At 57.1% G+C, this 17,919-nt stretch carries 16 protein-coding genes and 2 tRNA genes; 15 read left to right on the top strand and 3 right to left on the bottom strand.

The annotated features are described in order from the left end of the window. Window positions 1-106 precede the first annotated feature (106 nt). From AC13DE_RS20110 to AC13DE_RS20075, 8 genes are all read left to right on the top strand, one after another. Window positions 107-2,968, top strand: coding sequence for a monovalent cation/H+ antiporter subunit A (locus tag AC13DE_RS20110; RefSeq protein WP_483048815.1), 2,862 nt, complete (start codon window positions 107-109; stop codon window positions 2,966-2,968). 1 nt (window position 2,969) lies between these two features. Continuing rightward, window positions 2,970-3,347, top strand: coding sequence for a Na+/H+ antiporter subunit C (locus AC13DE_RS20105; RefSeq protein ID WP_483048814.1), 378 nt, complete (start codon window positions 2,970-2,972; stop codon window positions 3,345-3,347). After that, window positions 3,344-5,014: a monovalent cation/H+ antiporter subunit D gene (locus AC13DE_RS20100; protein ID WP_483048813.1), complete on the top strand. Its 1,671-nt coding sequence runs from the start codon at window positions 3,344-3,346 to the stop codon at window positions 5,012-5,014. Before AC13DE_RS20105 ends, AC13DE_RS20100 begins: the two co-directional genes overlap by 4 nt. 1 nt (window position 5,015) lies before the next feature. Beyond that, window positions 5,016-5,507, top strand: coding sequence for a Na+/H+ antiporter subunit E (locus AC13DE_RS20095; RefSeq protein WP_446296722.1), 492 nt, complete (start codon window positions 5,016-5,018; stop codon window positions 5,505-5,507). Continuing rightward, complete coding sequence (locus tag AC13DE_RS20090; RefSeq protein ID WP_483048812.1) at window positions 5,504-5,773, top strand: K+/H+ antiporter subunit F; 270 nt, start codon at window positions 5,504-5,506, stop codon at window positions 5,771-5,773. The genes AC13DE_RS20095 and AC13DE_RS20090 overlap by 4 nt, the downstream gene beginning before the upstream one ends. Continuing rightward, entirely contained in the window at window positions 5,766-6,125 is a 360-nt protein-coding gene (locus tag AC13DE_RS20085) for a Na+/H+ antiporter subunit G (RefSeq protein WP_483048811.1), read from the top strand. Before AC13DE_RS20090 ends, AC13DE_RS20085 begins: the two co-directional genes overlap by 8 nt. 176 nt (window positions 6,126-6,301) lie before the next feature. After that, a tRNA-Asp gene (locus AC13DE_RS20080) sits at window positions 6,302-6,378 on the top strand. Between the two features lie 182 nt (window positions 6,379-6,560). After that, window positions 6,561-6,637, top strand: a tRNA-Asp gene (locus AC13DE_RS20075). A gap of 99 nt (window positions 6,638-6,736) precedes the next feature. On the opposite strand, the gene AC13DE_RS20070 is transcribed toward AC13DE_RS20075, so the two are convergent. Further along, complete coding sequence (locus AC13DE_RS20070) at window positions 6,737-8,113, bottom strand: M20/M25/M40 family metallo-hydrolase (protein WP_483048810.1); 1,377 nt, start codon at window positions 8,111-8,113, stop codon at window positions 6,737-6,739. Window positions 8,114-8,452: 339 nt separating this feature from the next. On the opposite strand from AC13DE_RS20070, the gene hemA reads away from it, so the two are divergent. The 5 genes from hemA to AC13DE_RS20045 all read left to right on the top strand — a co-directional run bounded on the left by hemA (window position 8,453) and on the right by AC13DE_RS20045 (window position 14,018). Further along, window positions 8,453-9,676 (top strand): 5-aminolevulinate synthase, encoded by a 1,224-nt coding sequence (gene hemA, locus AC13DE_RS20065; RefSeq protein WP_446296718.1) that lies wholly within the window; start codon window positions 8,453-8,455, stop codon window positions 9,674-9,676. A gap of 117 nt (window positions 9,677-9,793) precedes the next feature. Continuing rightward, on the top strand, window positions 9,794-11,056 hold the full coding sequence (locus tag AC13DE_RS20060) for a helix-turn-helix domain-containing protein (RefSeq protein WP_446296717.1): 1,263 nt from the start codon (window positions 9,794-9,796) through the stop codon (window positions 11,054-11,056). An 88-nt stretch (window positions 11,057-11,144) separates the two neighbouring features. Next, window positions 11,145-12,266, top strand: coding sequence for a flavodoxin-dependent (E)-4-hydroxy-3-methylbut-2-enyl-diphosphate synthase (gene ispG / locus AC13DE_RS20055; RefSeq protein ID WP_446296716.1), 1,122 nt, complete (start codon window positions 11,145-11,147; stop codon window positions 12,264-12,266). Window positions 12,267-12,327: 61 nt separating this feature from the next. Next, window positions 12,328-13,482, top strand: coding sequence for a DNA cytosine methyltransferase (locus tag AC13DE_RS20050; RefSeq protein WP_483048809.1), 1,155 nt, complete (start codon window positions 12,328-12,330; stop codon window positions 13,480-13,482). After that, window positions 13,479-14,018, top strand: coding sequence for a GIY-YIG nuclease family protein (locus AC13DE_RS20045; protein ID WP_446312727.1), 540 nt, complete (start codon window positions 13,479-13,481; stop codon window positions 14,016-14,018). The genes AC13DE_RS20050 and AC13DE_RS20045 overlap by 4 nt, the downstream gene beginning before the upstream one ends. A 4-nt stretch (window positions 14,019-14,022) precedes the next feature. Here AC13DE_RS20045 and AC13DE_RS20040 read toward each other — a convergent pair whose 3' ends face one another. Continuing rightward, the gene (locus tag AC13DE_RS20040; protein ID WP_483048808.1) at window positions 14,023-14,505 is read right to left on the bottom strand and encodes a disulfide bond formation protein DsbA; all 483 of its coding nucleotides are present in this window, start codon (window positions 14,503-14,505) and stop codon (window positions 14,023-14,025) included. Further along, the gene (locus tag AC13DE_RS20035) at window positions 14,506-15,249 is read right to left on the bottom strand and encodes a DsbA family protein (protein WP_446312725.1); all 744 of its coding nucleotides are present in this window, start codon (window positions 15,247-15,249) and stop codon (window positions 14,506-14,508) included. It lies immediately after the preceding gene. 140 nt (window positions 15,250-15,389) lie between these two features. Between AC13DE_RS20035 and AC13DE_RS20030 the strand changes: the two genes are divergently transcribed. Together AC13DE_RS20030 and AC13DE_RS20025 are read left to right on the top strand one after the other, a co-directional pair. After that, a complete protein-coding gene (locus AC13DE_RS20030) occupies window positions 15,390-16,532 on the top strand; it encodes a pyridoxal phosphate-dependent aminotransferase (RefSeq protein WP_483048807.1) in 1,143 nt (380 codons plus the stop codon). A 69-nt stretch (window positions 16,533-16,601) separates the two neighbouring features. Next, window positions 16,602-17,825 carry an N-acetylmuramoyl-L-alanine amidase gene (locus tag AC13DE_RS20025; RefSeq protein WP_483048806.1) on the top strand — a complete coding sequence of 408 codons (1,224 nt, stop codon included), beginning with the start codon at window positions 16,602-16,604 and terminating at the stop codon, window positions 17,823-17,825. Window positions 17,826-17,919: the final 94 nt, after the last annotated feature.

Below are 17,919 nucleotides of genomic sequence, written 5' to 3'. Positions count from 1 at the left end.
TCCCCCGTGGGTAGGGGATAAAAACCCATGCTAATTGCGCTTCAACCGGCAAAAATCGTCAATTGAGGGCTGGTCGTTTTGCTGCTGCTCAACCATAGTCGCGCGCATGTCGCTGTTTTTGATCATAGCTCTCCCGTTTCTTGGTGCTTTGCTGCCCGGCCTGATGATTCAGGCAGGCCGCCAAAGTTGCTTTATCGTAACCTTCCTGGTGACAGCGAGCGCCGCGATCGGCCTGGCCACCCACGCGCCGTCGGTGTTGGCCGGCAACGTCGTCACGGCGCGCCTTGACTGGTTGCCGCAACTGGGCCTGAACGTGAACCTGTTTCTCGATCCACTGGGCCTGATGTTCGCAGGGCTTATTCTGGGTATTGGGTTGCTGATCATCATCTATGCGCGTTTCTATTTGTCGCGCGATGATGATATGGGCGAGTTCTACAGCTATCTGTTGCTGTTCCAGGGGGCGATGGTCGGTATCGTTCTGTCCGACAACGTGCTGATGCTGCTGGTATTCTGGGAGCTGACGTCGCTTTCTTCTTTTTTGCTGATCGGCTATTGGAAACATCTTCCTGAAGGGCGGCAGGGTGCGCGCATGGCGCTGACCGTCACGGGGCTTGGCGGGCTCGCCATGATCGGTGGCATGCTGTTGCTGGGCCAGATCGTCGGAAGTTATGACCTTACCGTGATTCTGGAAAACCGGGATTTGATCCAGACATCGCCGCTGTATGTCCCGGCGTTGATCTTGATCCTGCTGGGCTGCTTCACCAAATCGGCGCAGTTTCCGTTCCACTTCTGGTTGCCGCACGCCATGGCGGCCCCGACACCGGTATCGGCCTATCTGCACTCGGCCACGATGGTCAAAGCCGGATTGTTCTTGATGGCGCGGATGTGGCCGGTATTGTCGGGCACCGATCTTTGGGTCATCACCGTCAGCTCTGTCGGATTGATCACTATGGTTCTGGGCGCGCTCATCGCGATTTTCAAGGACGATCTCAAGGCGCTGCTTGCGTTCTCTACCGTTTCGCACCTAGGGCTGATCACGTTCCTGCTGGGTACGGGCACTGCATTCGGCGCAATGGCGGCGGTGTTCCACATCGTCAACCATGCGACGTTCAAGGCTGCGTTATTCATGACTGCGGGAATCGTCGATCATGCGGTACATACGCGCGATATCAAACGGCTCGGGGGCTTGCGCCGACTGATGCCGATTTCGTTTGCGATAGCCACGATCGCGGCTTTATCGATGGCAGGCATACCGTTGCTGAATGGTTTCCTGTCAAAGGAAATGATGCTGGATCTGGCTTTGGACACCTCGCTTTTCGGTTCGCCATATCTGGTTGCGGTGGTGGCGACGCTTGGGGCGCTTTTATCGGCGGCGTATAGCTTCAGGTTCATCGCCCATACGTTTTTGGGCAAGGAACGCTCGGACTACCCGGCCGAACCGCACGACCCCGGTGTCGGTTTGTGGATCGCACCCGCGCTGTTGATCATTCCGGTCGTGGTGATCGGGGTCGCGCCGTTCTTGGTTGAACCTTTCATCAAGACGGTCACCCAAGCGGTGATCGGGACAGCTGCCGAGCTGCCCGAGGAACATATCAAGGTATGGCATGGCTGGGTGCCCGCGTTTGGCATGTCCTTGATCGCGGTGTTCGGAGGTCTGCTGGTGCTCGCTTTGTTCGGCCCGCTAGCCAGATTGTGGAACGCAACGCCACGACCCGAAGCCAAGACGATGTTCGACAGCCTCATTCGTGGGTCGGTATCGGCCTCAAGGCGGCTGGCCGAAGGGCTGCACAACAATTCGTTCTCACGCTATGCGGCGTTTTTCGTGGTCACCGTTGTGGCAATCGGGGCGCATGCGTGGTTCACCGGGGCAAACGCCGCCGCAACGCGCCAGATGCTGCCGATCACCCCGGTAGGCTTTGCGGGGTGGTTGTTGACAATTCTGGCAACGGCATTTCTGGTCGCATTGCATCGCAACCGATTGGCCGTGCTGATCCTGATGGGTATAATCGGCGTGATGGTGTCGGTTGGCTTTAACTATTTCTCGGCACCCGATCTTGCACTTACGCAAATCTCGGTCGAAGTCGTGACGATCGTATTGTTGTTGCTGGCGTTGAACTTCATGCCCAACAGCACCCCCAAGGAATCCAGCGTTCTGCGGCGTGCCCGTGATATCGTGCTGTCCGTCGCAGGCGGAGTTGCCGCTGCCGGATTGATCTATTCGGTGATGATGTCGGACTTTCCGCTTCAGTCCATTGCTGAATACCACCTTGCGAACTCTTACAAGGGTGGCGGCGGGACCAATGTCGTCAACGTCATCCTCGTTGACTTCCGTGGGTTTGATACGTTCGGAGAAATTATCGTCTTGGGCATCGCTGCCTTGGTGATATACGCACTGACCGAGGCGCTGCTGTCGGGGCCGGTCCGGGCCAGGTTGTTGAACCGCGGGTACGAAGAGGCGCGGGCAGGGGATGCTCATCCGTTGATGATGGTTGTCCTGACGCGCGTTCTGATGCCGGTGGTGCTGATGGTCGGTGTCTATATATTCCTGCGCGGTCACAACGAACCCGGCGGCGGTTTCATCGCAGGGTTGATCGTCGCGATTGCCGTGGTGATGCAATATATGGCGAGCGGATTCACCTGGGCCGATAACCGTCAACGGTACCCTTATCACGGAATTATCGGTGCCGGGGTCTTGTGCGCGGGTTTGACCGGCATCGGTGCCTGGTTTGCCGGCGTGCCGTTCCTGACCTCTGCTTTCGGCTATTTCCGCATCCCACCCATGGAGGAATTCGAACTGGCAACCGCGATGGGCTTTGATCTGGGTGTCTTCCTCGCGGTGGTGGGGGCGGTGATGCTCTCTTTGGAAAGCTTCTCGCGGCTTGGACGGCGGGCAGGGATCGAAGACAGCGACTATGCGATGGATATCGACCCTTCGCGGGACGAAACTGCCATCGGGACGGAGAACTGATATGGAGCTTCTAGTGGCGACCGCCGTCGGCGCACTTACCGCCGCAGGTATCTACATGATCCTGCGTCTGAGAACCTTTCCGGTGATCATCGGCACATCCTTGATCAGCTATGCCGTCAACATATTCCTGTTTGCATCGGGTCGTCTGATGTTGGACGCCCCGCCGATCCTGCGCGAGGGTGTCGACGTCTACACAGACCCTTTGCCTCAGGCTCTGGTGTTGACGGCGATCGTTATTTCCTTTGGCATGACCGCGGTCGTGGTGATGATGGCCGTGGGATCATACCTGAGCGCTGGCGACGACATGGTCAATGAACCCGTCGATCCGGCAGCCGTTAAGCACGCCGTGTCTGCCAAACGTGGCGGAGGGCAAGCATGACACATTGGTTGGTTCTTCCCATCGTCCTGCCGGCCATGCTGGCCGCGTTTCTTGTTTTGGCTGCTCGCTACCACCTGTTGATCCAGCGCGTGTTTTCGCTTGCGGGCACGTTGGTGCTGCTTGGGTTGGCGTTGGGGTTGTTCTGGGAGGCATCCGACGGCACCGTCAGCCTGTATCAACTTGGCAACTGGGCGGCGCCGTTCGGGATCGTACTGGTGGCCGATCGGCTTTCGACGCTGATGGTCTTGATCACCTGCACGCTTGCTCCACTTGTCTTGCTGTATGCCATCGGGTCGGGCTGGGACAATCGGGGCCGGCATTTTCACCCGCTGTTCCAGTTCCAACTCATGGGAATATTGGGTGCGTTCCTGACGGGGGATGCCTTTAACCTGTTTGTCTTCTTCGAGGTTCTGTTGATCGCATCATACGGGTTGATGATCCACGCCGGGGGACAGCGCCGCCTGAGGGCAGGCACACAGTATGTGCTTTATAACCTGATGGGGTCGACGCTTTTCCTTTTTGCTTTGGGCATGATCTATGCGGAAACCGGCACCCTGAACATGGCCGATCTGGCGGTGCGCGTTGCAACGCTTGATGCGGGCGATGGCGCTGGCATTCGGGTCGCTGCGGTATTGTTGCTGATGGTGTTTGCTGTAAAAGCCGCGATCTTGCCGCTGCATTTCTGGCTTCCGGCAAGCTATGCCGAAGCGCCCGCACCTGTAGCGGCGTTGTTCGCGATCATGACCAAGGTCGGGGCCTATTGCATCATTCGTTTCTACACGCTGATTTTTCCACCCGAACTTGAAATTACCCAAGGGTTGTTTGACCAGTGGCTGATGCCTGCGGCGTTGCTGACCCTGGCTCTTGGTATGATCGGCGTGTTGGGCGCGGGGCGGGCTGACCGCATGGTCGCGTTTGCGGTAATCGGGTCTATGGGTATGCTGCTTGCTGCTGTGTCCGTGTTTACCCCAGCCGGGATTTCGGCGGCGCTTTATTACGCGATCCATTCGACTTTCGCCACCGCGGCGCTTTTTCTGCTGGTGGATGTGATAACGTCGCGTCGCAGCGTCGCCGAAGCAAGCTTTGACCATGCCCCCCCGATGCGGGGCGGCGCGGTGGTCGCGGGGATGTTCTTTCTTGCCGCAATCGCCATGACGGGTTTACCGCCGTTGTCGGGTTTTCTGGGTAAGCTTTTGATCCTGGATGCGGCACGCGGCACGGCTTTGGTGTGGTGGGTCTGGGCCACGATCCTCGGCGGGTCTTTGATCGCGGTGGTGGGGTTTTCCCGTGCGGGCAGTCAGATCTTCTGGAAAGCTCACCAAACCTTCGAGGTCACCGATGCCGAAAAAACCGAAGCAGAAGATGCAGAAGCCAACCAAGGCGCGACGCTGGCCGCCAACAGTCCTTTGCCGATGGTCGCAATCGGTGGTTTACTGAGCCTGATCGTTGCCCTGACCGCTGCGGCCGGGCCAGTTACGCGCTATCTTGAAGTCACCTCGGACCAATTGTTCAACCCGAAGGATTATATCGCTATCGTGCTGACGACACCGGGCAAGAAGATCAAGTCGGGCGACGATGGCCACGGCAAGGGCACCGAACCCGAACCGCGTGCTGCGCTTGCGCCGGATGAAACGGGTTCGGAAGACCCGGCACAGAAGGATCACTGATATGCTGTCACGCCTGTTGCCCCATCCGTTTCTCACCGCATTGCTCGCGATTGTCTGGAGCTTGCTTGTCAACGAGATCAAGTTGGGAACCATCGTATTCGGAGTGTTCCTGGGACTGTTAATTCCTATCGCCACAGCCGCCTACTGGCCAAATCGCCCGCCGGTTGGCCGGCCGGTCAAACTATTCTCGTACATGATGATAGTGGTGTGGGATATTCTGGTCGCCAATGTCGTGGTGGCGATGATCGTGCTGTTCAAAAGCAACAAGGATATGCGCCCCAAATGGGTGGTCATCCCGCTGGAACTGCGCACACCCGAGGCGATCACAATGCTGGCCGGCACGATCACATTGACGCCCGGTACCGTTTCGGCCGACCTTTCGGAAGACGGCAAGGCCTTGCTGGTGCATGCTTTGGATGCCGAAAACGCCGACGACGTCTGCGCAGATATCAAACACCGCTATGAACGACGCCTGAAGGAGATATTCGAATGATTTTGATCGCGCTGAACATAGCGTTTGTCGCCATCGCGCTGTCGCTCCTGCTGGCAATGATCCGCTTGTTGAAAGGGCCCAATACCGGCGACCGCATTCTGGCCCTGGATACGATGGTGGTGAATGCAATCGCGTTGATTATCCTGCTGGGAATGCGGCTTGGTACCCAAATATACTTTGAAAGTGCGATGATCTTTGCAATGCTCGGGTTCGTCTCGACGGTTGCTGTCGCGCGGTTTGTTCTAAGGGGTGATATCATTGAGTGAGCTTGGCATACTACTTGAAATAGCTATCTCGGCGCTGTTGATTTGCGGCGCGTTTTTCACGCTTGTCGGATCCATCGGTTTGATAAAACTGGACAACTGCATGTCTCGGCTGCACGCACCTACCAAGGCGTCCACCCTGGGGGTCGGGTCGTTGCTGCTGGCATCAATGATCTATGCCTTTATGACCGGTGAAGGATCGGTGCACGAGGTGCTGGTGATGGCGTTCTTGTTCGTGACTGCGCCGATCAGTGGCAATTTCATCGCCAAGGTAAATTTGCACAGGGGCCGTAATACCGATGCACTTCAGCCAGTCCCTTCAGATCAGGTGTGGGGCACATATTCCGAGAAATAGGCCTGACCGTTTTCTGACGGTCCGGCGTATATTTCGCTTGGCGACATCGGATTTTCAGGCCGCCCGGAATAAATTTTCATAAAACATGAAAACTGGCTAAAACCTCGCTTGACGACGGCAGAGCCAGACCCTATGACCTCCCAACGCTTAGAAGTTTACGACAAAGCGTGCAGCGGGCGGTTGTAGCTCAGTTGGTTAGAGTACCGGCCTGTCACGCCGGGGGTCGCGGGTTCGAGCCCCGTCAACCGCGCCATCGCTGCATTTTACCAGACAGATCAAAGCATGCGTTCCCCTTTTTCGGGGGGGCGCGCTTGCTGTTTTGGGCAGTCGTGTCTGACAAAACGTGCAACTGTCGAACTTTCTGAAATTCATCGCATCGAAGCTCAGTTAAGCGCTTGACGCATCGCGGCGCTTATCCTATTCCGCCCTTACTGCGCGGTTGTAGCTCAGCTGGTTAGAGTACCGGCCTGTCACGCCGGGGGTCGCGGGTTCGAGCCCCGTCAACCGCGCCACTTATTCCACTTTTCCAATCATTATATGCAAGGCCGCTGCATTGCCGTGCGGGCTTTAAACGGGCCGCGTGGCCCGTTCTTTCGCTTTCATGTGGCGGATCAGGTAAGAGCATCCAGGATCCGTGCCCAGCTTCGGATGCCTTTGTGAAAACTTTGCATATCGTATTTTTCGTTGGGTGAGTGAATCGCGTCATCATCCTTGCCAAAGCCGATCAACACCGGGGTGGTATTCAGTATCTTTTGGAAATGCCCCGCGATCGGGATCGACCCACCGCACCCGACATAGGCGGCGGGGACGCCCCATTCGTCTGTCAGTGCATGGCGCGCCTTTTCAAATGCCGGGTCGACCGTTTCAAACACCGATCCTTGGCTTGCACCATGCGCTTGAAAGCTGACCTTGCAATCGGAAGGCACCATGTCGCTTACCATTTTGCGAAAGCTCTCTCGGATCGCCAGAGGGTCCTGGGCACCGACAAGGCGGAAGCTGATCTTTGCATGGGCCTGTGACGGCAAGACGGTCTTGAAACCCGCACCGGTGTAACCTGACCACATGCCGTTGACCTCGCAGGTCGGGCGCGACCAGATCATTTCAATCGGCATGCGGTCTTGTTCGCCCGCTGGCACCGATAATCCGACATCACCGAGAAACGTTTTGTGGTCAAACGCCAACCCTTGCCACTGCGCCTGGATGGTATCCGGAAGCTCGGGCACCCCATCATAGAAACCGGGAACAGTTATACGGCCCGTGTCATCGTGAAGTGCGGCGATGACTTTGCTCAGCACGCGGGCAGGGTTCATGGCAACGCCACCATAAATGCCTGAATGCAGATCAAGGTTGGGACCGGTGATGGTGATTTCTTCGCCCAGCAGTCCGCGTAGCATGGTGACAATTGCAGGGACCTTGCTTTGGAACATGCCAGTATCACAGATCATCGCATAGTCGGCGCGCAGTTCATCAGCGTGTTCCTTCATGAACGGCACCAGCGAAGGCGATCCTGATTCTTCTTCTCCTTCCAGGAAAAGCGTCATCCGGCACGGAAACTCGCCGTTTACGGCCTTCCATGCACGCAAGGCCTCTATGATGGTCATCAACTGCCCCTTGTCATCCGCAGCACCACGCCCCCTGATCACGCGCCCCTTGGCGGTTTCCTCAACGGCGGGGTCGAAGGGATCGCGGTCCCACAGTTCCAGCGGGTCAACCGGTTGCACGTCATAATGGCCGTAGAAAAGGATATGTGGTTTGTCAGCCGGTCCATCGACATGGCCCACCACCATCGGGTGGCCCGGCGTCGCTCTTTTGGTGGTTTTGATGCCAATGTCATTCAGATCCTTGACCAGCCAATCGGCGGCGTTGTCACACGCCGACTTGAATGCGGGATCGGTAGAAATAGAGGGAATCCGGAGCAAATCCAGCAGACGGTCGGTTGCGGCGTCTATATCCGTGTCAATGCGGTCGAGTACATCGTCGAGGGCCATGATTAACCTTTCCATTATCAAGTATTTAAGGTGACGGTATCAGTGGCGCGGCTGGTGTCTAGGGCCGGATATGCGGATCAGTCGGGCGATGTACGTCCGTCATTCCGTATGGGATCCACCGTCGAATTTGCTTGTGGCTGCCGTATTCTGACTGGGTATCGCGTCGCTTCGAGACGATAAAAGTCTCGCGCGAGCGTAGCCGATGGCATCGTGCGACAATTGGTGCCGATTAAAGTATTGAAATAATTGTCCCCAAACTATAGTCATTCTAAAACATGAATATGGCGAGAGACCCGATTGCCCTTGCTGGTTTTCTCACTAATCGGGGAGAGAGGCACGATGGATTTCACCACACAGCTTGATCAGGCAATTGACCGGTTACATCAGGAAGGGCGGTACCGCACCTTTATCGACATCGAACGTCGTAACGGACAATTTCCCCACGCTGTATGGACGCAACCTGACGGCCAAGAGAAAAACATCACTGTTTGGTGTGGAAACGACTATCTCGGCATGGGGCAAAACCCTGTGGTTCTGGCCGCAATGCACGAAGCGCTGGATGCGACCGGGGCGGGGTCGGGGGGGACTCGCAACATTTCCGGCACGACTGTCTATCACAAACGCCTCGAGAACGAACTGGCCGACCTGCACAGCAAGGAAGCGGCGCTTCTTTTCACCAGTGCTTATATCGCCAACGACGCGACACTCAGCACGTTGCCAAAGCTTTTTCCCGGACTCATCATCTATTCCGACGCCTTGAACCATGCGTCGATGATCGAAGGGGTGCGCCGGAACGGTGGCGCGAAACGCATTTTCCGGCATAACGATGTAGAGCATCTGCGTGAATTGATGGCCGCCGACGATCCGGCTGCTCCGAAACTGGTTGCCTTTGAATCGATCTATTCGATGGATGGAGATTTCGGCCCGATCGAAGCGATCTGCGATGTCGCGGATGAATTCGGCGCGTTGACATATATTGACGAAGTGCACGCGGTCGGCATGTATGGACCTCGTGGCGGCGGCGTGGCCGAGCGCGACAACCTGATGCACCGTCTGGATATCATCAACGGTACCTTGGCCAAAGCCTATGGCGTCATGGGTGGGTACATCGCGGCGTCCGCCAAGATGTGCGACGCAATCCGGTCATATGCGCCCGGTTTCATTTTCACGACATCCTTGCCACCTGCCGTGGCCGCCGGGGCTGCCGCATCGGTCGCTTTCCTGAAAACCGCGCCTGAGCTGCGTGAAAAGCACCAACAGCAGGCCAAAATACTGAAGCTGCGTCTCAAGGGGCTTGGGCTGCCGATCATTGATCATGGCACCCATATCGTTCCGGTAATGGTCGGGAATCCTGTCCACACCAAAACGTTGTCGGACCGCTTGCTCGAGGATCACGGCATTTATGTGCAGCCTATAAACTTCCCCACAGTTCCCCGGGGCACCGAACGGTTGCGTTTTACCCCTTCGCCCGTGCACGGCCCCCTTGAAATGGAAAGATTAGTACAGGCCATGGACGGGCTGTGGTCGCATTGTGCGCTGAATCGTGCCGAAATGGCTGGGTAGTCGTTTATATTCCTTATATCTCGTTGATTTATGCTATGGATAACGAAAGAAAAGGACCAACTCGAATCAACATGATGTATCGGGTATGGCTATCGGGCATAAAAGCGGGACATACATATGATAGGACGGTGGGCTTCTAAGTCGACAGATGACCATCAAGTTGAAGCTAAAGGCTTTGACGCGTTTGACCTGCGCCTTGGGGATCTCATGCGGGGCGAACGCGCTACGCTTGGTAAGTCCCTGCTTGATGTCCAGCGCGAGCTGCGGATCAAGGCCTCCTACATCGCCGCCATCGAAAACTCCGATCCCGATGCATTTGACACTCCCGGTTTCATCGCTGGGTATGTGCGATCGTATGCCCGTTACCTCAACATGGACCCGGACGCGGCGTTCACTGCGTTTTGCAAAGAATCCGGCTTTTCCGTAGCGCATGGCATGTCCGCCGAAGCGTCGGTGGTCAAGAAGCCGACCCGCGAAGAGCGGATGACCCGCACTGCGGAGGTCGATATCTTCAAACGCCCGTCCACTCCCTTCACACCGGTTGGCGATTCCTTCCTGGGCCGGATCGAACCAGGTGCGGTCGGCTCGGTTCTGGTTCTGGTCGCCTTGATCGGGGCGATTGGGTTCGGCGGGTGGAGCGTTCTGAAAGAGGTTCAGCGTGTACAGGTGTCGCCTGTTGACGAAACACCCGTGGTGCTGTCTGACCTTGATCCTCTGGACGGGGCTCTTGCCTCTGCGCCGGAGGAAACGCCAAATGCGGTTGCCCCCAGTGCCATGTCGTCACCCCGCGCCGATGCGCTGGATCGGCTGTATCGTCCTGCGGCGCTGGATGTACCCGTTCTGGTGGCCAGGGATGCTCCTATATCCTCGATCGATCCGCGCAGCGTCGGCAGCTTTACCTCGACCATGCAAGGGCTGACGGTCGCGGAAAATGATCTGCCCCAGACCGATCAGATGGCAATTGACGCCGCGGTCAGTGCGGTCGTGAACAGCGACCCTGGCACGATCGCCGTGCCACAGGTGGTCGAAGGCCCCGCGCCGGCGTTGCGCATGGTTGCGGCCTATCCATCATGGGTGCGTGTGCGCGCGGCCGATGGCAAGATCATCTTTGAAGGTATCATGAACAAGGGTGACAGCTGGGAAGTTCCGGCGACCGAAGAACCCCCGACATTGCGCACCGGTGAATCGGGTGCCATCTATTTCGCGATGGACGGTCAATATTTTGGCCCCGTTGGCGACCGTGGGGCTGTAACATCCAACCTGCCATTGCAGCGGCAGGCCTTGGCAGAACTGTATGAGCCTGCCTTGCTCAAGGAAAACTCCGCCCTCGCGACCATGGTCGCTGAGTTGCAGAATGCGGCACCTTCTCCTACAGAATAGGTCGGTTGCCATTGCAAGACGGCACCTGCCTGAATAGGTGTAGCGCTGACTCATGCTCTCGCTGATCCATTGTTGAAGGTGCTTTTTCATGTCGTTGAATCATATTCGCCCGTGGCGTAACATTGACCGCCGCAAGTCGCGCCAGATCATGGTTGGCAACGTTCCCGTTGGGGGGGACGCGCCGATCACTGTGCAAACGATGACCAATACGTTGACCACGGATGTCAAAGCAACAATCGCACAGATATCAGCGGCCGCCGAGGCCGGTGCCGACATCGTTCGGGTTTCGGTGCCCGACGCGGAAAGCTCGAAGGCATTGAAAGAGATCGTGCGCGAGGTTTCCGTGCCGATCGTTGCCGACATCCATTTTCACTATAGACGCGGCATCGAAGCCGCGGAAGCGGGGGCGGCATGTCTGAGAATCAACCCCGGGAATATCGGTGACGAGAAACGCGTCAAGGAAGTGATCAAAGCCGCGCGGGACAACAACTGTTCAATGCGCATAGGCGTCAATGCAGGTTCGCTTGAGCGGCATTTGCTTGAGAAATACGGTGAACCGTGCCCGGACGCGATGGTCGAAAGTGGTCTGGACCACATCAAGATCCTGCAAGACAATGATTTCCACGAATTCAAGATAAGCTGTAAAGCGTCTGACGTGTTCATGGCCGCTGCTGCTTATCAGTTGCTGGCAGATGCGACCGATGCGCCGATCCATCTTGGCATCACAGAAGCCGGTGGGTTGACCTCCGGGACGATCAAATCTGCGATCGGCATGGGAAATCTCTTGTGGATGGGGATCGGGGATACGATCCGCGTGTCTCTTTCCGCTGACCCGGTAGAAGAGGTGAAGGTCGGTTACGAGATCCTGAAGTCACTGGGCTTGCGTCATCGTGGTGTGAATATCATCAGTTGTCCCAGTTGTGCCCGGCAGGGGTTTGACGTGATCAAAACTGTCGAAGCATTGGAAAAACGTCTGGAGCATATCAAGACCCCGATGAGCTTGAGCATTATCGGCTGCGTGGTCAATGGCCCCGGAGAGGCTTTGATGACCGACGTCGGCTTTACCGGCGGAGGAAACGGGTCGGGTATGGTGTATCTGGCCGGCGCGCAGAGCCACAAGCTTGGGAACGAAGGGATGATCGACCATATTGTAGAACAGGTTGAGATCCGTGCAGCCGCGCTCGAGGCCAGCGAGCAGGCCGCAGAGTGAGTTTTGTTGCGACGGGCGATTTATCCATCGACAGCCAAATGTGCATTCCATATCAATAGATATGCCCATTGACGTACCTCAGACCCCAAAATACGCCGAGTTTTTCTGCGGTGGTGGAATGGTGCGCGCTGCGTTGCGCCACCGATGGGACTGTGTGCTTGCCAATGACATCGATGCGATGAAGTGTGACGTCTACGCAAAAAACTGGGGCGATGACGCGCTTGTACAAGGTGATATTGCCGCCCTGCCTGATGACAGGTTGCGCCGGCAGATAGACCTGTATTGGGCGTCCAGCCCATGCCAGGATTTCAGCCTTGCCGGCAAGGGGCGTGGTTTGTCTGGGGTGCGCAGCGGTGTGTTTACCGATTGGGCCGACAAGATCACGACTGCGATCGAAAACGGCTTTGCCCCGCGTATCATCGCGTTCGAAAATGTCGTGGGGTTGGTGTCGCGCAACGGCGGCACCGACATGAACACCATCCTTTCGACGTTTGTGGGCCTTGGGTACAAGGTAGGGGCGCTTGAGATCGACGCACGGCGTTTTCTGCCGCAAAGCCGCCCGCGTCTGTTTGTGATATGCGTGCGAAATAATATCGACCTGTCGGGTTTGACCGTGCCGAAACCTTCTCATGTATTCCATGGCAAGCGGCTGCAAAAGTTCTATAGCGGCGCGTCGCGCAGTGTCCGTTCTGACTGGGTGTGGTGGAAGCTTGCGGATGCGCCGGCTGCGGATCAGGCGCTGGATACGGTTCTGGAGCGGCGCAGCTCAATGCCCTGGTTCAGTGATGCCGATACAGAGCGGTTGATTTCGCTGATGTCAGCACCCAGCCTGGAGCGGCTTCGTACTGCCCGCCAAGCAGGACGCACGGTGGTCGGAACAATCTATAAACGCGGCCGACCCGATGCGCAGGGCAACGTGCGCCAAAGGGCTGAACTGCGCACGGACGGACTCGCCGGCTGTCTACGGACACCTGCGGGGGGCGCGTCGCGGCAGATATTGATGTTCATCAAGGGCAAGCAAACCAAAGCGCGGCTTGTGTCCTCACGCGAGGTGGCGCGGTTGATGGGACTGCCAGACAGTTATTCAATGCCTGAAACGTATAACAATGCGTACCGGGTGGCAGGTGATGGTGTCGCTGTGCCAGTGGTTGGCTATCTTGACGAAATGCTGTTTGCCCCGATCTTGCAACGTCGCAGCCTCGAAGCAGTTGCATGACCGCAGCGCAGTCGTATCGGGGCGGGGCGCTGAGTGCGTTGACCAATCAGATCGGCGTCTACGCCCTGTGCGATCTTGATCAAAACCCGATCTATGTGGGTCAATCTGTTGATGGTATCCGCACACGGGTGCGCCGGCATCTGACCTCTGCAAGATCCGATGTGATCGCCAATCGCCAGATTGACGTCTGGGAGATTGCCTTTGTCTGGGCGTGGCCGGTGGCCACGAAAGCCGAGGTCGAGCCGTTGGAGCGTTCGATATTCGCGCATTACGACGCAAAACTGCCCTTGATGAACGGCAAGGCAATGATCGCGGCCCCTGGGGCCGTGCCCTGGCCACAAAAACAGGTCGTGCAGGTGATCGAGGAAGAAGAGAGGCAATCGCGGCTGACGCCCTCCAACCGCCTTCCACGCCAGATCAAACAATATGATTTGCTGGTCGATTACATTTTGAATGTCAAAGAGGCACCGCACCTGAAACGGTCACTCGATGCACATTTTGAACGTATGGTGCGCTATCACCAGCGGTTCTTGTAAGCCGCTATTTCGTGAGATAGCGCACCAGCACGATATCCGGGATATGGCCGCGCAGTATCATGGTTGGCATGACATAGAACGGGGCTTCGCCTATCCCGAGCCGTTCGGCCAAGGCGAAGGTCGCCGGGTTAGACATGTCGTGAATCTTGAACTTGATGTCATAACGTTTTGATATATCGTCCAATTCCCGCTCTGCGTCCACACATGCAAGACAGTCCGGAGCAATGAACAGCGCGATGCTTGACCCGTCCAGAACCTCGGCGGACAGGTCGTTCAGCAATGCCAGATCGGCATCGGCCTCGTCGCGATAGGCTTCGGCCGCATAGTTCGGGCCGGCCATCGCATCCGCCGCCAGCTTTGGTTCATCCATCAGCAACGCGCGGACTTCGGCCCCGAACGCCGTGCGTTCGGCCTGTGTCATCGCTGAAAAGTCTGTCTGTGCGACGGCAGGAAACGCCATCGCACACAAAAGGAATGATAGACGCATTCAGTCGCGCTTTTCTTTCACAATCGCCTTCATCTGGTCATAGGGGACATAACCGCGAAGCATTTCGTCTTGCATGACAAATGTGGGTGTCCCTGTAATCTGCATGGCGTCTGCCAAGGCACGGGTCTTTTCGATCGCGTCGGTGACTTCCGGACTGTTCATCTTTTCGGTGATGGCGGCAGGATCCAGGCCAAAGCTTTCGGCAAGGCGCTTGAGAGATGTAGGGGTGATATCGCCGTTAAAGCTCATCAGCGCATCGTGCATGGATTTATAGGCCTCGTCACCGGCGACCACTTTTGTCGCGATTGCAAAGCGCGCGCCCAGCATTGATTGCTCGCCCAATATGGGCATCTCTTTGACGATGAAGCGAATATTGCCGTCGCCCTTGATCAACTTTTCCACTTCAGGGAAAGCCTTTTTGCAATAGCTGCACCGGTAATCCATGAATTCGACAATGGTGAAATCGCCTTCGGGGTTGCCCCCGACATATGAAAATCCGTCGTTGAAGATCGCGTCGGCATTTGCGGAAACCAGGGTGAAGTCAGCCTGCGCCTGTGCTTCGGCTTCGCGCTTTTGCAGCTGGCCTACGGCCTCCATGATGACCTCGGGGTTCTCCATCAGGTAAGAACGGACTTCGGCGCGGAACTGGGCGCGTTCGGCATCGGTCAATTCTTTCAGATCCATCGCAAGCGACGGCCCGGTCAGGGTAAAGGTCAAAAGGGCTAGGGCAATCAGCTTTTTCATATTTGGCTACTCACTGTTGGTTATGGATCTGGTGGACATACCGTCTGGAATGTCGTGCGCGATTTCAAGCCCTCATACAAGGGTTGACGGCACCGTTTGGGTGCGTTGAAAGGGCTTGGATAAACAGTAGGATTAAGCCGATGCGCATTTCAACCCGATCTCAGGTCGATCCCTTTATCGTGATGGATGTGATGCAAGCTGCCGCAGCCGCAGAGGCACAGGGCCGCCACATCATCCATATGGAAGTCGGCCAGCCGGGTACCGGTGCCCCCCGCGGCGCTGTGCGTGCTTTGTCGGATGCGATGAACGACGGGGCGCTCGGGTACACTGTGGCGCTCGGGTTGCCGGCGCTGCGGGCCCGGATCGCCCAGATGTACGGCACGTGGTACGATGTCGATCTGGATCCCAACAGGGTGGTCATAACGTCGGGGTCGTCGGCAGGATTTATTCTAGCGTTTACAGCGCTTTTCGACACGGGCGACAGGGTCGGCATCGGCGCACCGGGGTATCCCAGCTATCGCCAGATCCTCAAGGCGCTAGGACTGACCCCTGTCGATCTGCCCACGTCTTTGGACAACCGCCTGCAACCGGTCCCGACCGACTTTGCAGATATGGACCTTGGCGGGCTGCTGGTGGCGTCGCCCGGCAACCCGACCGGGACCATGCTGGATCATTCCGCTATGACCGCTCTGATAGATGCCACGCAAGCGCAAGGTGCGTCATTCATCTCTGACGAGATATATCACGGTATCGAGTATGAGAAAAAAGCCGTGACCGCCCTTGAGGTCAGTGATGACGTTTACGTTATCAATTCTTTTTCCAAGTATTTCTCGATGACCGGATGGCGTGTGGGGTGGATGGTCGTTCCCGAAGACCACGTGCGCGTGGTAGAGAGAATCGCCCAGAACATGTTCATCTGCGCCCCTCACGCCAGTCAGGTGGCCGCCCTTACCGCCATGGATTGCGAGGAGGAGCTTAAGGCCAACATGGAAGTGTACCGGGCCAATCGGGAATTGATGATCGACGGATTGCGAGAGGCCGGGTTTACCAGCTTCGCGCCACCAGATGGCGCGTTCTATGTCTATGCGGATGTATCGGACATTACCGATGACAGCCGCAAGCTCGCGCATGATATCCTCGAGAACGTCGGAGTCGCCGTTACGCCGGGGCTGGATTTCGACCCCGACAGGGGTCATAAGACGCTTCGTTTCAGCTATGCGCGCAGCACCGGTGACATTGCGCAGGGCATTGACCGGTTAAAGGCGTATATGGCGTCGCGCTGAAACACTGGCCCGAAGGTGGTGTTGGTGGTATAGACCGGCGCGAACACCTCGGTCAGAACGGTGATAGGCATGCGGTATCTTTCCCTTATTGCGGCGTTTTGTACGTTTGCGGTTCAAGCGTCCGCGCAGTCAGCGCAGGAATTGACGGCGCTTGCGCGTGTCGACCCCGCGACCAGCGCGATCTCGGACGGGTGGTTTGGCAAAACGACCCTCCGCCTTGGGTTGAGTCAGGGCGTACCGTTTCGGGTATTCTTGCTGAAGGACCCGCCGCGTTTGGTCATCGATTTTCGCGAAGCGGACTGGACGGGTGTCAAAGCATCCGATGTGCTGACGCAGCCGGGGCGCATTTCAGACCTGCGTTTCGGTCCGTTTCAACCCGGCTGGTCTCGGTTGGTTGCGGATCTGGCTGAACCGATGATCCCACGTGAGATCGGGATGCCGATCGACAAGGAATCGGGCCGGGCAACGCTGGAAATCACGTTGGAGAGCGCGGACGAAGAAACATTTGCCGAAGCATCGGGTGCCCCGGTCGATCCAAGCTGGACCATGGCGCTTGCAGCACCACCCAAGCCCAATTCGACCGACCCCCGTAAACGTTTTCGCGTCGTATTGGACCCGGGGCATGGTGGTATCGATCCGGGCGCAGAGCGCGACGGGGTCACGGAAAAGGACCTGATGTTGAGCTTTGCGCTGTCTCTGCGCGATATTTTGGTGCGCGACGGCATTGATGTGGTCATGACGCGCGATAGCGATATCTTCGTGGCCTTGGAAAACCGGGTCGCATTTGCCCATCAAGCCGAGGGAAACCTGTTTATCTCGCTCCACGCAGATGTCTTGCAACAGGGCGGGGCGAAAGGTGCCACGGTTTATACGCTGTCAGACGAGGCCAGCGATACGGCCACGGAACATCTTGCTGCCCGGCACAATCGATCTGACATAATTGCAGGGGCGGACCTTACCGGATCTGACGACCAGGTGGCAGGAATTTTGCTTGATCTCGCGCGTCAAGAGACCGAACCCCGCTCCGTCGCCGCCGCCAAAGCGCTGACTGCTGGCATGAAGGCTGCAGGCGGCCCGATGAATCGTCACCCCATTCGCAATGCCGGTTTTTCGGTTCTCAAGTCAGCCGATATCCCGTCGGTCCTGATCGAAATCGGTTTCCTGAGCTCCGAACGTGATCTCAGCAATCTGCGCGACCCGATATGGCGGGCCGTCATGGTGTCGGCGATTGCCGATTCCATTGCCAAATGGCGCGATACTGATGCGGCATTGAAACCATTGATCCGACAATAGCGTTAACGGGATAGCCACGACGGTTCTGCGCGGTATATCGCCGTCATAATTCTGTATCGTGTTTTGACGATTCCACATGGGCCGCGTATAGATC

The organism is Sulfitobacter sp. L-8, assembly GCF_056859255.1.
The sequence above is the reverse complement of the archived record's forward strand: the minus strand, read 5'-3'. Positions and strand labels throughout refer to the sequence as shown.